The organism is Labrys neptuniae, from assembly GCF_040797145.1.
Taxonomy (GTDB): domain Bacteria; phylum Pseudomonadota; class Alphaproteobacteria; order Rhizobiales; family Labraceae; genus Labrys; species Labrys neptuniae.
The window spans coordinates 190,115-204,040 of sequence record NZ_JBFNQD010000008.1 but is presented as its reverse complement, the minus strand read 5'-3'; the positions used below and the strand labels follow the sequence as shown (position 1 = coordinate 204,040).

The window sequence follows — 13,926 nt, the reverse complement described above, 5'->3', positions numbered from 1 at the left end:
CTGGATACCTCAAAATCGGGCGCGACGCAGCGCGCCCGCCTGCCCGCGGCTAGCCACCGGGCATGACGACAAGAAGGGATGCACAGGCCCTCGCGCGTGGCGAGAGCCTGGCGGCTATGGTGTGTGATTTGACGGATTGAGCATGCGCCGGATGATAGGCCGCACCCTATGAGGAGCGGCGTGCCCCGCAGCTCGGGGCGCAAATGGCCGAGCCCGGGGCTACGCTTCCGCGATCGGGAAGAGACGAAGGGTGATTTTGACCACGGTGCTCATGGTTCCACCATGTTGGTCGATGCCGATCCTGTCAAGCCGGCTCGAACGATGTCTCTTCACCGGCCGGAAATGCCGAGGCCGGAGGCATTTTCTGATGCGGCGACCGGGCTTCCTGATCCCGAAAATAGGCCAGGACAAGGAAGTCGGGCCTAGACGCGAATTGCTCGCACCGCACTCTGCTCAAGGAAAAGCCGCCCGAAGGCGGCTCCCCATTCGGCTATCACAAGCGGATCAGGCCGGTGCGTGCGCCGCCTCGAGGCGGGCGACGCCGGAGCGCACAGCCGCCTGCACCTTTTCGAAGGCTCTCACCTCGATCTGGCGCACACGCTCGCGCGAGACCCCGAACTCGTCGGAGAGTTCCTCCAGCGTGATGGGATCGTCAACCAGACGGCGCGCCTCGAAGATGCGGCGCTCACGATCGTTCAGCACGTTCAACGCCTGGCGCAGAGCAGTGGAGCGGTTCTCGCTCTGCTCCGTCTCGGCCAGACGGGTCTCCTGGTTGGCCGTATCATCCACCAGCCAATCCTGCCATTCGCCGTCGCCTTCCTCGCGCACGGGAGCATTGAGCGAAGCGTCGCCGCCGAGACGGCGGTTCATCTCCACCACTTCCTGCTCCTGCACGCCGAGCGATTTGGCAATCGACTTGACCTGGTCGGGACGCAGATCCCCTTCATCCAGCGCCGAAATCTGGCTCTTGGCCTTGCGCAGGTTGAAGAAGAGCTTCTTCTGGTTGGCGGTAGTGCCCATCTTCACCAGCGACCAGGAGCGCAGGATATATTCCTGGATCGAGGCCCGGATCCACCACATCGCATAGGTGGCGAGCCGAAAGCCTTTCTCCGGCTCGAAACGCTTGACGGCCTGCATCAGGCCAATATTGCCTTCCGAGACCACTTCGCCCAGCGGCAAGCCATAGCCACGATAGCCCATGGCGATCTTGGCCACGAGCCGCAGATGCGAGGTCACCAATTGATGTGCGGCTTCACGATCGCCATGCTCGCGCCAACGCTTGGCAAGCATGTATTCCTGCTCCGGCTGGAGCATCGGGAAGCGGCGAATTTCATCGAGATAACGCGACAGGCCACTCTCGGTGGCCAAGACGGGAAGCGCGGCAGAAGCCATATGTTCCTCTCCTCTGAACCCCCATCGAGGGCGGTTCAAATCGCCATCCCTCCTTCAGAGCAGACGGCGCCTACGTGATATGGGGACGACACCGGCCTTTGTGAAGACCCTGGCGGACCTTCCAAAGCGCGATATCTAGCGGCCCCGCATGTGCCACCCCGGCAAATCTATTGACCTGCTTCCACCGAGGACATCTCGCCTGCCGTGGGACATTCGTCACCCAGGCCGCTGAGGCACGGACCAATCCCGATCACCCGAACTATCATGCGCCCGATTGCGGCGATTTCGCGTTGCAATCTTTTGCGGGCGGCCATGCATTAATGTGACAGCTCGGTAACATTGTCAAATTAAGGGATGTTAATCGATTTCCGGGCGGAGGGAACCGCCGCCCGCCCCGCCGCGTTTACCGTAACGTTTTGTTTACCTTGCACCTGCGGCCAGCCGGCTTAACTCTTCCAGGAATGCCTTCCGCCATCGCAACCCGCGATCGGAAACCGGCGCGGCCCTTCACTGTTGACCAGACAGGAGACACCAGTATGGACGGCGACAAGCGCACCGCTCAGGCCAAGGCCGATCTTTCCGAAAGCCTCGGCAAGGACCTCGATGCTTTGAGGGCCGAAGTTGCCCGCCTGACCGAACAGCTCAGCGCCTATGTCGATGCGGAGAAGAGCTCCTGGTCGAAATTCCTGTCCAAAGAAGCCAGGCATGCCAGGCAGGTCTTCGACGACAAGGTGAACGAGGCAGGGGCCAAGGCCAGCGAACTTCGCGGTGCCGCCCAGGAACAGGCATCCGACCTGCAGAAGGCGACACTCGACTACATCACCCGCAAGCCGCTGCAATCGGTAGCGCTCGCCGCCGGCATTGGCCTGATCCTCGGCTTGTGGAGCAAGGGGCGTTCGTGACCCGTCTTCTTGCCCTGGGCGCCCTCGCCAAGGAGGAGTTGAGCGCCGTCCTGCGTCAGTACGGGACCGTCATCCTCTGGCGCCTCGTCGCCGGCTGCTGCCTTGTCGCGATGGCGATCATCGGGCTGATCAGCCTGCACCGCTTCCTGGCTGAAACCTATGGTCCCTATTGGGCCGACGCAGCGCTCGGCGGCGGATTTGCGGTGCTCGCCGTCCTTGCCTTGGTGGTGGCCCAGGCCGCCGAGAAGAAAGCCAAGCGCCGCCGGCTCCTGGCTGCGACCATGGTGACGGCGGCTGGCGTCGTGCAGGAGAGCCTGCCAGACAAGAAGACGGTCAGCGGCGCCCTGGCGCTCGCAGCCCTGGCCGGTGGCTTCTGGCTCGGCCGCAAACGCTGAATAGCTCTTAGCCGTTGCGCAGGGCCTCGGCCAAGGCCGCAAGATCGGCCGGTAGTGGGCTTTCGAACACCAGATGCCTGCCGTTGACCGGATGCTCGAAACCGAGCAGCCGGGCGTGCAGCGCTTGGCGGCCGAGGCCGGCGAGCACTGCGCGGGGGGCCTCCGGCAGCAGGGCGGCCTTGGTCTTGAAGCCGCTGCCATAAACCGCATCGCCGAGCAGCGGATGGCCGAGATGGGCCATATGCACGCGGATCTGGTGGGTCCTGCCGGTCTCCAGCCGGCACTCCACCAGGCTGACCAGCGGCTGGCCGCCGTGGCTGCCCGAAAGCTGGCTGCCCAAAGCCTCGACCAGCGAATAATGGGTGATGGCTTCCCGCCCGCGGCCGAGCGCCACCACGGCCATCTTCTCGCGATTGCGGGTCGAGCGGTCGATGCCGGTCTCGATCGTGCCGTGCGGGCGCGTCGCACCCCACACGAAGGCGAGATAGGCTCGCTCCAGCGGTCCCGTGCGGCCGTGATCGGCGAACTGGGCCGCCAAGCCCTGATGCGCCCTGTCGTTCTTGGCGACCACCAGCAGGCCCGACGTGTCCTTGTCGAGGCGATGCACGATGCCGGGCCGCTTCACGCCGCCCACGCCCGAGAGCGAATCACCGCAATGGGCGATGAGCGCATTCACCAGCGTGCCGCTCTCATGGCCGGCGGCCGGATGCACCACCAGACCGACCGGCTTGTCGATGACCAGGAGATCGTCATCCTCATAGACGATGGCAAGGGGAATGTCTTCGCCCTGCGGTTCGGCAGGCTCAGGTTCCGGCACCCGAAGCGCCACCCGTTGCCCTGGCTTGAGGATCTGGCCGGCATCGAGCACCGCCCGGCCGTCGATACTGGCATGGCCGGCCTCGATCAGGGCCTTGATGCGCGTACGCGACAAGGGCTGCAGGTCGGGCCTGCTATCGGCCGCCTGGCATTGGCGAGCCAGGAAGCGGTCGATGCGCTCGCCGGCTTCGGTGACCTCGAAAAACGTCTCTTCGGCACTGCTGTCGATGCTGTTCATGGGCGGGTACTAGAGCAAAATGGGGCTGAGTGGAAACGCGATTTTTCTCTAACTCTTTGTTTCGACGCGCCTTTGCAATTCTCGCAATTCCGTTGGATCGCATGCCGCGCCCGGCGCGGAAAACCAGCAATGCCAGGAATTCAAACCACAAATGCGCCGATCGCACAGATTGCCGCTTGCCGCCGGCCTTTTTTGCCGCTATAGGCGCACTCCTTGCCGCTGCTCCCATCGTCTAGTGGCCTAGGACGTCGCCCTCTCACGGCGAAAACAGGGGTTCGAGTCCCCTTGGGAGCGCCATTCGCTTTTTCAGGCGCCTGAGCAAGTATTTCCATTGCATCCACCGGTTTGCTGCGCCTTCTGGCGCCTTGGGGTTGCTCATTGCATGCGCAAATGAAAAGCGCCGCGGTTTCCCACGGCGCCCGGTAGATTTTCGTCAGGGATGGGAAGCAGCCGGCGCCTCAGCGCATGCCGACCAGGCGCTTGGGCGTACGATATTCGACCACCACGGCGCGCGGCGCGACAGCCGCACGGGGGGATTTGGCGATCGGCAGGCTGAGACGGCGCTCGACCGGCTTCACCGACCGCTTGGCGACCGCACGCACTTCCTCGACACCGACACCGAGCAGCGATGCGGCAATCTCGACCTGCTGGTCGAAGTCGTCATTGAGGCACTCGGCGGCGAACAAGGCTTCCTCGATGGTCGGAAGGGCCTGCTTGACGCGCCTGCTGCCGAATTTCGTGTTCCAGGTCTCGCTCACGGATCTATGCCTTCTCTTTCACTTGACGGCACCATAGCAGGATTCGCGCAATGTTGCAGCGCAACAAAGGCTGAGCAGCTATGCGTTGCAATTTCGGCAAATGTTGGGACGACCGCGCCCCGGACGCCACCGGCCCTGTACGAACAATGCCGCTGCCTTAGGGATGTCCGGCACGTCTCTCCAGCCGGGTCAGCAATAATTTCCGGCCAAACAAAGTACCATCGACGACGGCGAGACCTCATTCAGCAACCCATGCGTGATTAGGGCGGGATCAGACGACGCAAGGAGGCACGGCGCCTCAAATACCTCTGCGTAAGAAATACCCAAAAAGGATGAATGACCCAATGGAATTCTAGAAAACCCCCTCCCTAAATCGCCTAATCATGACAATTCTAATCCGAGCGTTTCCGTAGCTACTGCTATCAGAACACCTGTCACCATCTGATCGCAACGCGATAGATTGCGCTAGATCGCGATGCAAAAACGCAACAGGCCGCCCGATTTCCAAGGGATGAGCTCGGAACATGCTTAATAAGCCTTCACTTTTCAGCTGCCGCAGCGCTATGATCGTTTCAATTGGATACCGCGTTGATCCCACCTTCGAGTAACGGTTCGATATTTGTCATGACATTACGTTTCCTCCGCCTGGCACCGGTGCTGCTCACCCTGCTTGCTGCCTTCTCCGCGCAGACGGCCGCCGCTCAGACCGCCCCGGCGAAACAGGGACCCGAAGTCATCGGCGACGTCGTCGGCCTGACGCCGGCCGTGCACGGTTCGATGTCCGGGCGCCTGGAAATCGGCTCCAGCGTGCATCAGGGCGAGAAGATCGTCACCGGACCGAGCGGGGTGATCGAATTGCGTTTTCTCGACAACACCCATCTGATGCTCGGCTCGAAGTCGTCGGTCACGCTCGATAGCTTCGTCTATGCCGGCAATGGCAAGGCCAAGTCGGTCGTGCTGCAATTCGCCAAGGGCGCCTTCCGCTTCGCCACCGGCGATTCGGCCAAGAGCGCCTACAAGATCCACGCTCCCCAAGCCTCGATCGGCGTACGCGGCACCAAATTCCAGGTCGATTCGCGCACCCCTACCAGCGCCATCACGCTCTATGAGGGCAAGACCTTCATCTGCCCACCGCGCCGCCCCATCCGCTACTGCAAGCTGGTCAAGCCGGGTGAGACCGCTCTGGTCGGCGAAGACCGCATCATCCGCATCGTGCCTGCCGCGGGTTCGCCCACCGAGCATTGCACGGGTACGCCCAATTCCAAGATCTGCGACACCTTCGGCGGCAAGTAAGGGCGTCGAGCCAAGCAGCCAGGCCATTGCAATGCGCGTTTGACGGGCCCCTGCGGGGCCCGTTTCCGTTTGGGCGCCGGAATGTCAGAACTTCTTGCTGAGGAATTTCGAGCCGCTCCAGCCGAAACGCCAGGGCCGCTCGACCGCCTTGCTGATGCCGATGCGTGGCCCGGAAACGATGGGCGGCTCGTGGGATCGGCGCAGCAGTTCGAGGGGAGGCTGCGTCAGCGCCAGCCCGTTCTGGCTGCCGGTCAACCCCAAGGCCTGGCAAAGCCGCCCGGGTCCGGAACACAACAGGGTCGGCTTGTCGAGCCCTCGCCTCTGCGCCATGCGATCCAGGCCCACCGTCGGCTCCAGCGCTCGCAGCAGCACCGCGCTGGCGCGGCCGGGCTCTCCGGAGACGATATTGGCGCACCAATGCATGCCGTAGGACAGATAGATGTAGATGTGGCCCGGCGGGCCGAACATCACAGCGTTGCGCGGCGTCGGCCCGCGAAAAGTGTGGGAGGCCGGATCGTCGCGATCATAGGCTTCGGTCTCGACGATGACGCCACCGACACCGTCGACCAGAAGAGTCATGCCGATCAGATCTTCGGCGACGGCGAGAACGTCGCGCCTGTAGAACGCGGCGGGAGCATAGACCAGGGCGGAATCGGGCATTTCTCAGATTTTGAAAGATTATTGGGCTCTTTTGCGCTTTTTTGCGCAAAATCATCAGTCAAATTAATCTATTGTCACGAAATCGACGTGGTTTGAAGCGCCACGGCATTGACAGGCGATAATCCCTGTTTAGCTTGCGGACGCAGTAGAAGTTAGGAACTTTTTGATGAACGACGCTTTCGACCGGCGGCTTTTCCTCCAGGGAGCCGTAAGTCTCTCGACCCTGATGGCACTGGGCCTTCCCACCGCAGCATTCGCCGACGAGGGCGTGCTGACCTTCGGTCCGCCTGCGCCTTTCTCCTTCGAGGGTCTGGTCGAGCGCGCCAAGAAGCTGGCGATGGAGGCCTATGTTCCGACAGAGAAGCCGGCACCGGATATCACCTCCAAGCTGACCTATGAGGAACTCGGCAAGATCAAGTTCAAGACCGAAGACGCCTTGTGGGCCAACGGTCCGGCGCCCTTCCCGGTCACCTTCTTCCATCTCGGCACCTTCTTCCAGAAGAAGGTCACCATCAATGTGGTCGAAGGCAAGAACGCCAGCGAGATCATCTACCGCAAGGCCTCCTTCGACATGCCGCCGGACAGCCCTGCCCAGGCCATGCCCGACGGCGTCGGCTTTGCCGGCTTTCGCTTCCAGGAGCCTCGCACCGGCTCCGTCGACTGGAAGAAGAACGACTGGGTCGCCTTCCTGGGCGCCTCCTATTTCCGCGCCATCGGCGAACTCTACCAATATGGCCTGTCGGCCCGCGGCCTTGCTGTCAATGCCGCCGACCCCAACCCGCCTCATCAGGAAGAATTCCCCGATTTCAAGGAGTTCTGGCTGGAAGCGGTCCCGGGTTCCACTGACCAGGTCAAGGTCTATGCCCTCTTGGACGGCCCCTCCGTCGCCGGTGCCTTCTCCTTCCTGATGACGCGCTCCAAGGCCGTGCTGATGGACATCGAGGCACAGGTCTTCACCCGCAACGACATCAGCCGCTTCGGCCTGACGCCGCTGACCTCGATGTACTGGTTCTCCGAGACGGCCAAGCAGACCGCGATCGACTGGCGTCCCGAAGTGCACGATTCTGACGGCCTGGCCATGTGGACGGGCGGCGGCGAGCATATCTGGCGTCCGCTCAACAACGTGCCGGCCACCACCACCTCGACCTTCACCGACACCAACCCGCGCGGCTTCGGCCTCCTGCAGCGCGACCGCCTGTTCGATCACTATCTCGATGGCGTCAAATATGATCTGCGCCCTTCGCTGTGGGTGGAGCCGCTGGCTCCGTTCGGCGAAGGCACCGTCCAGCTCATCGAGATTCCCACCAATGACGAGATCCACGACAATGTCGTGGCGATGTGGGTGCCGAAGGATCCGGTCAAGGCAGGCCAGCAATTCACGCTGAAATACCGCCTGCATTGGGCCGCGGACGAGCCCTTCCCCACCAATCTCGCCCGCGTGGTGGCGACGAGGCTGGGCAATGGCGGCCATCCCGGCACACAGCGCCCGGTGGGGCTGCGCAAATTCGTGATCGAATTCCTCGGCGACCCGCTCAAGGACCTGCCCTATGGCGTCAAGCCCGAGCCGATCATCACGGCCTCGCGCGGCGAACTGTCCTATATCTTCACCGAGGCGGTGCCCGACGGCATCAACGGCCATTGGCGCGCCCAGTTCGACCTGCACGCCACCGGACCGGAGCCGGTGGAACTGCGCTGCTATCTCAAGCTCGGTGACAAGGTGCTGAGCGAGACCTGGCTCTATCAGTACCACCCCTTCGCCTAGCGGCGGACGGTCCGAGACATCAGCTGGCTTCCGGGGCAAATCCCCGGAAGCCATTGCTGAAAAAGAAGAAATCGCGCAATGTCGATTGCGTGATAGCCTGAGGCAAGGGCCTCTCCCTGGTTTGAATAAAACGACGGGCGCCAGGCATATCGCTCTCGAGTAGAGGTCCGACCTTCACACAGTGATATGCAAGCCCACCAATTTCTGCCATGTCTGCGGTCTCGAGCAGCCCTATGCCCAATATGGCCACGACGGCCGCAGTCCGACCTATGAAATCTGCTCATGCTGCGGTGTCGAATTCGGATATGAAGATCAGCTGGTTCAATCAGCGATCGATTTTCGAAAAACTCAGGTGGCGAAAGGAGCAGGCTGGTTTGATCCGAGGCACAGACCTTCCGGCTGGGATTTGACATGTCAGCTCCGGCAGATCCCGAGAGCTTTTGCAGACGACGAGAGTGTCTCGCGATAGGGCTGAGGCGCGGCTCAAGCGTGTAACGAGTTGCCACCTTCCCAAAAACGGCGTCTTGCTCTAGACACCCCTTTTACCGAAGGGAGTCCCGATGCCATCCAGCACCGCGGCGGGGCAGGCCGTACCTGTCGCCATCATCATGGGAAGTCAGTCCGATTGGGCCACGATGCGTCACGCGGCGCAGACTCTGGACACGCTCGGCATCGGTTATGAAGCTCGCATCGTCTCGGCGCACCGCACGCCGGACCGCCTCTACGACTTCGCCAAATCGGCCAAGGGGAAAGGCTTCAAGCTGGTCATCGCCGGCGCCGGCGGAGCGGCCCATCTGCCCGGCATGGCCGCGGCCCTGACCCCCCTGCCCGTCTTCGGCGTCCCTGTCGAATCCAAGGCATTGTCCGGCGTCGACAGCCTGCATTCCATCGTGCAGATGCCCGCCGGCATACCGGTGGGCACCCTGGCGATCGGACGGGCTGGTGCCGTCAACGCCGCCCTGCTTGCAGCCGCCGTGCTCGCCCTCGGCGACGAAGCCCTGGCGACGCGGCTCGAGCGCTGGCGCGCCGCCCAGACGGCCGCGGTCGCCGATCACCCCGTTTCCGACGACACGGTGAAGGCATGAATGCGGTACGTGTCGGCCCGGGCGGCATGCTCGGCATTCTCGGTGGCGGTCAGCTCGGCCGCATGCTGGCCCTGGCGGCCAGCCAGCTCGGCATTCGCTGCCACATCTATTGCCCCGACAATACCAGCCCTGCCTTCCAGGTCGCCGAGCGCTTCACCTGCGCGGCCTATGAGGACGAGGCGGCGTTGGCGGCATTCGCTGAAAGCGTCGACGCCATCACCTACGAGTTCGAGAACATCCCTGCCGCCACGGCCGCCATCCTCTCCGCAGCCCGGCCGGTCCTGCCCGCCGTGCGGGCGCTGGAAACCACAGCGGACCGCCTGACGGAAAAGAGCTTCGTGCGTTCGCTCGGTATCGGCACCGCCGAATTCCGGGCCGTCGACAGCCATGCCGACCTTGCTTCCGCTGTTGCGGCCCTGGGCCGGCCCAGCGTGCTCAAGACCCGGCGCTTCGGCTATGACGGCAAGGGTCAGACCATCATCCGCCCCGGCAACGACCTCTCCGAAGCACTGGCGCGCATGGGCGGCCAGCTCGCCATCCTGGAGGCCTTCGTCCCCTTCGAGACGGAAGTCTCGGTGATCGCCGTCCGGGCCGACGACGGGGCCGTGCGCACTTACGACCTCACCGAAAATCTGCATCACGACCACATTCTCGACCAGTCGATCGTGCCTTCGCACTTTTCAGCCCTGGTCGAGGTCGAGGCCCGCGACATCGCAGCCCGGATCATCGCAGCCCTCGATTATGTCGGCGTGCTCGCCGTCGAAATGTTCGTCACCTCGGACCGCCAGGTCCTGGTCAACGAAATCGCCCCGCGCGTGCACAATTCCGGGCACTGGACGCAGGACGCCTGCCTGGTCAGCCAGTTCGAGAATCACGTGCGCGCCGTCTGTGGCTGGCCGCTCGGTTCAACCGAACGCCATTCCGATGCCGTGATGACCAATCTGATCGGCGACAGCGTGCATTCCTGGCAGGGTCTGGCCGCCGAACCGAACGCCTCGGTGCATCTCTACGGCAAGCGTGAAGCGCGTCCCGGCCGGAAAATGGGCCATGTCACCCGGATCAGCCCAAGGTCCCGCTAATTGGATCTCACCAATCCATGCTAATCAATATGGACAGCGGCGATCCCTTCTGTTATGACGCCGCTTCCAAATTCGGCGGTGCCTTGGCACCGGGTCTCTCTGTTGCCAAGCCGCCGCAGCGATTCACACCAGGATAATAGGACAGCACGCGTGCAGGTTCTCGTTCGCGATAACAATGTTGATCAGGCGCTGAAGGCGCTCAAGAAGAAGATGCAGCGTGAAGGCATCTTCCGTGAAATGAAGCTGCGCGGCCATTACGAGAAGCCGTCCGAGAAGCGCGCCCGCGAGGCTGCCGAGGCCGTTCGCCGCGCTCGCAAGCTGGCCCGCAAGAAGCTGCAGCGCGAAGGCCTGATTCCCGCAACGCCCCGCGTTGTGAAGAAGTAAGTCTGATTCTCCGAGCCATTGACTGGTTGGGACGAACGCCCGGGCAATTTGGCCGGGCGTTTGCGTTTGTGTTGCCCATGGCGTTTCGCCACCCGGTGGAATCAGCAGGAGCCGCACACGCGCATTCGAACGACGAACTCGCGCAAAGGAGCGTTTTCGCTTGAACGCACTTTGCTTTCGCGGGCGCGGCCCATCGTCAACGGGCAGATGGGCGGAGAGGCTTTACTTTCCGGCAAGGTTAATCCGGCAGATTGCACCCCGTATCGCTTTTTCCAATCTGTCCGGACCACCATGGCTCAGTTTCCGTCCTGTCCGCTGATGCGCATCGCCGCAATGCCGAACACCGGCATTGCGGGCGCCGGGATAGGACCGGTAGGATTGGGCAGCAGTTGGACCTTGGCCAGATTTACGGCCCCCTTGTAAATTCGTCTCGATGGACCCGGACCGACAAGATGACACTTTCCACGACAACCACGGCAGAGCCCCCAGCCAGAACCTCCATCTCCCGCATTGCCGCGCTCCTGATGCTGGGCGTTGCGGGCCTCGGCCTGGTCGGCTGCGCCTCCACCGGCGGCGGTGGCGATGATGGCGATGCCAGCAGCCGTCAGGTGGCATCCGCCGACATCGGTTCGCTTTCCTCGGTGATCGAAAAGAATCCCAACGATCCGGAAGCCTGGAACATGCGCGGCTCGGCCTATGCCCGTTCCAACCAGTACGGACCGGCCATTTCCGACTTCAACCGCGCGCTGCAGATCGACCCGAATTTCGTGCAGGCCCTGGCCAACCGCGCTCTGGTCTACCGCAAGACCGGCCAGACCGCCCAGGCGATGGCCGATTACAGCCAGGTGATCACCAACGATCCCAACTATGCGCCCGCCTATGTCGGCCGCGGCAATATCTACCGCCTGCAGGGCCAGACCCAGCAAGCCATGGCCGACTATGACAAGGCCATCAAGATCAAGCCCGAAACGGCCGAGGCCTATTACAATCGCGGCCTGATCCGCCAGGCCGGCGGCAATCATGAAGTGGCGATCGACGACTTCACCTCGGCGATCTCCAACGATCCGCGCGCCGAAGCCCCCTATTATTCGCGCGGCAGCTCCTATCTGCAGCTGCAGAAATACAAGGAGGCGCTGTCCGACTTCGACCAGGCCCTGCAGATCAACAACCGCAATGCCGCCTCCTGGGCCGGCCGCGGCTATGCCCAGGCCGGCTTGAACGACACCCAGAAGGCACGCGAGAGCTTCCAGCGCGCGCTGGCGATCGATTCGAGCAATGCTGCGGCCAAGAGCGGCCTCAGCCGTCTCGGCGGCGGCGCCTGACGGCGGCGGCAGGCTTAGACCACGCCGAAAGAGGCACTACGAGCCTTCCCCGGCCTCGGGGAAGGTGTCACTTTGCCGTCGATCCGATCGCAAGGACCGATCGGCTGTGCAGCTTCGCCACGCAGTTTTCGAAGCCCCCATTGCTGGCCGATGGCCATGTGACGGCAGGTCTCAGGCAATCGCCATTCGACGCAGCTTGATGCCGAGGCGGCGTTCGTCCGGACCGATGCCGAGTTCCTTCGGGCTGATCGCGGTGTCCATGCCGATCGAAATTTCCAGCATCGAACCGACCGGTGCCGGCGGAAGCGGAATCCGCAATTCGCGTATTTCTGCGGTTGCCAATATGATTTTCTCGATGAAGCCAACGGACGGTGATGAAATCGTCAGTTCCTGTCGGTGGGCCGCATCCGGCGCGAACGCATTCAGCGTCAGAACCAGTGTCGATGCCAGCCCGTCAATACAGGCGGGCAGCTGAAGAACCGCCAAGGCTCCATCGCTCCAGACGCCATCCGGTTCCGTTCCGCTCCAGCCGAATACGCAATAGGGCTGGATATTCGTCGTCGTTTCGCCTCGCGAAAGCGGCAAGGGGGCAATGGCCGTCATGGGCCGCGGCAGCCCCCAGTTTGCCCCGAACAGATGACGCAGCGGGGGAAGCGGGGATACTCGGCTCGGCATCTGAACGGCTTGATCGAGCAGGTCCCCCCAGAAAGGCGCGCTCGCAGCCCTGCCGTCGATGCGCTGGAACGGGCCGATCACGTCGGGCTCGACAAACTCCACATCGGGCTTGATCAGCCGGATGGCAGGCTTGTCGAAATACGCGGCTTCCGTCGCCACGCTCGATGAAAGGGTGACGATGGCCCCAAGCCAGGGAGCCGCCATCAAGGCGTAGATGTTGTCGCGCGTGAAGCGGCTAATGGGCAAAGCGCGATGCAGCATGGCAAGGTCGGGATTGCCGGGCGCGTAGGGATGCGGCTTCAGCAGAATGTGGCGTCCGGCGGCAATCTCGTTCAATCGATCGGCAAAAGGCGCTGCGCTTTGAATGCGGCTCCCGGCAATCAGGCTGCTGTCATCGGGAACCTGTCCTGCGAACACGATGGCCTCTGGCTGGGCAGGCAACGGCTGCATTCGGGCTTTGAGCTCCGCCGCGCCGGCAGCGATCTGTGCGGATGGCGCGGATTGTTCGGCCAGCCGCGCCTGAAGCAGGGGGTCGTTGCTGCGCATGCGCAGAAACAAATCCTCGCAGAAGCGGATGGGATCGACCGAGATATCAACCAGTCTTTGTCCGTTGGCATGGAGAGCGCGGATCAAATTGGGAGGCATCTCGAATCCCAGCACCAGGTCGAATGTCCGGAGCCGCTCGAGTGTCGGCATGATCAGGCCGGCGACATCCGGGTGGGAAAAGACATGCGCCCAGCCCTTCTTGTCCCGCGACCACCCATGCCGGGCCACGAGGTCCTCGAGCAGGGAAGGCTCGCCATTCGCCAGGATTGAGACACGCTCGACCTCGATTCGAAGCGGCCTCAAAATCTGGAGAAACCGATTGTAGAACCAGTGGCCGATGACGGGATCGGCCTCCGGCATGCCGAGCACGCTGGAACGAAAGATATCGTGGATGGTCGCTATTCTCATCGGTTCATTTTGGCTGAATCGAAGGATGCATCATGGCCCAGATCCTGCACGACACCCGCAGTCCGTCGAGCAATGCAGTATAGCCATGTGTGCTGCGCCGTTCCCAGAGCCTATAGGGTGTAGGCGCTTCCCAAAACAAGGGAACGGCAACCCACGCTCCATCTTCGAAGCGGCGGGAAGAATCGCACTTTGGGGCTTACATCCGACGGCA

At 62.7% G+C, this 13,926-nt stretch carries 13 protein-coding genes and 1 tRNA gene; 9 read left to right on the top strand and 5 right to left on the bottom strand.

Annotation, left to right across the window (positions count from 1 at the left end):
* Nucleotides 1–504: 504 nt before the first annotated feature.
* Entirely contained in the window at nt 505–1,392 is an 888-nt protein-coding gene (gene rpoH, locus ABXS05_RS22300) for an RNA polymerase sigma factor RpoH (RefSeq protein WP_311940031.1), read from the bottom strand.
* 536 nt (nt 1,393–1,928) lie between these two features.
* Between rpoH and ABXS05_RS22295 the strand changes: the two genes are divergently transcribed.
* On the top strand, nt 1,929–2,294 hold the full coding sequence (locus ABXS05_RS22295) for an ElaB/YgaM/YqjD family protein (protein ID WP_311940032.1): 366 nt from the start codon (nt 1,929–1,931) through the stop codon (nt 2,292–2,294).
* Nucleotides 2,291–2,689, top strand: coding sequence for a hypothetical protein (locus ABXS05_RS22290; RefSeq protein ID WP_311940034.1), 399 nt, complete (start codon nt 2,291–2,293; stop codon nt 2,687–2,689). Before ABXS05_RS22295 ends, ABXS05_RS22290 begins: the two co-directional genes overlap by 4 nt.
* A gap of 7 nt (nt 2,690–2,696) precedes the next feature.
* On the opposite strand, the gene ABXS05_RS22285 is transcribed toward ABXS05_RS22290, so the two are convergent.
* Complete coding sequence (locus ABXS05_RS22285; protein ID WP_311940036.1) at nt 2,697–3,743, bottom strand: RluA family pseudouridine synthase; 1,047 nt, start codon at nt 3,741–3,743, stop codon at nt 2,697–2,699.
* A gap of 221 nt (nt 3,744–3,964) precedes the next feature.
* On the opposite strand from ABXS05_RS22285, the gene ABXS05_RS22280 reads away from it, so the two are divergent.
* A tRNA-Glu gene (locus ABXS05_RS22280) sits at nt 3,965–4,040 on the top strand.
* A 161-nt stretch (nt 4,041–4,201) separates the two neighbouring features.
* On the opposite strand, the gene ABXS05_RS22275 is transcribed toward ABXS05_RS22280, so the two are convergent.
* Nucleotides 4,202–4,501, bottom strand: coding sequence for a hypothetical protein (locus ABXS05_RS22275; RefSeq protein WP_068285434.1), 300 nt, complete (start codon nt 4,499–4,501; stop codon nt 4,202–4,204).
* Nucleotides 4,502–5,125: 624 nt separating this feature from the next.
* Between ABXS05_RS22275 and ABXS05_RS22270 the strand changes: the two genes are divergently transcribed.
* The gene (locus ABXS05_RS22270; RefSeq protein ID WP_311940039.1) at nt 5,126–5,794 is read left to right on the top strand and encodes a FecR family protein; all 669 of its coding nucleotides are present in this window, start codon (nt 5,126–5,128) and stop codon (nt 5,792–5,794) included.
* Nucleotides 5,795–5,878: 84 nt separating this feature from the next.
* Here ABXS05_RS22270 and ABXS05_RS22265 read toward each other — a convergent pair whose 3' ends face one another.
* Complete coding sequence (locus ABXS05_RS22265) at nt 5,879–6,454, bottom strand: DNA-3-methyladenine glycosylase (RefSeq protein ID WP_311940040.1); 576 nt, start codon at nt 6,452–6,454, stop codon at nt 5,879–5,881.
* Nucleotides 6,455–6,620: 166 nt separating this feature from the next.
* Here ABXS05_RS22265 and ABXS05_RS22260 point away from each other — a divergent pair, with 166 nt between their 5' ends.
* The 5 genes from ABXS05_RS22260 to ABXS05_RS22240 all read left to right on the top strand — a co-directional run bounded on the left by ABXS05_RS22260 (nt 6,621) and on the right by ABXS05_RS22240 (nt 12,086).
* A complete protein-coding gene (locus ABXS05_RS22260; RefSeq protein ID WP_367625430.1) occupies nt 6,621–8,216 on the top strand; it encodes an OpgD/OpgG family glucan biosynthesis protein in 1,596 nt (531 codons plus the stop codon).
* A gap of 560 nt (nt 8,217–8,776) precedes the next feature.
* Entirely contained in the window at nt 8,777–9,301 is a 525-nt protein-coding gene (gene purE, locus ABXS05_RS22255) for a 5-(carboxyamino)imidazole ribonucleotide mutase (protein ID WP_311940044.1), read from the top strand.
* Complete coding sequence (locus ABXS05_RS22250; RefSeq protein ID WP_367625429.1) at nt 9,298–10,380, top strand: 5-(carboxyamino)imidazole ribonucleotide synthase; 1,083 nt, start codon at nt 9,298–9,300, stop codon at nt 10,378–10,380. Before purE ends, ABXS05_RS22250 begins: the two co-directional genes overlap by 4 nt.
* A gap of 150 nt (nt 10,381–10,530) precedes the next feature.
* Nucleotides 10,531–10,764, top strand: coding sequence for a 30S ribosomal protein S21 (gene rpsU, locus ABXS05_RS22245; protein WP_068285423.1), 234 nt, complete (start codon nt 10,531–10,533; stop codon nt 10,762–10,764).
* A gap of 452 nt (nt 10,765–11,216) precedes the next feature.
* Complete coding sequence (locus ABXS05_RS22240) at nt 11,217–12,086, top strand: tetratricopeptide repeat protein (protein WP_311940048.1); 870 nt, start codon at nt 11,217–11,219, stop codon at nt 12,084–12,086.
* Between the two features lie 171 nt (nt 12,087–12,257).
* Here ABXS05_RS22240 and ABXS05_RS22235 read toward each other — a convergent pair whose 3' ends face one another.
* A complete protein-coding gene (locus ABXS05_RS22235) occupies nt 12,258–13,667 on the bottom strand; it encodes a hypothetical protein (RefSeq protein ID WP_367625428.1) in 1,410 nt (469 codons plus the stop codon).
* Nucleotides 13,668–13,926: the final 259 nt, after the last annotated feature.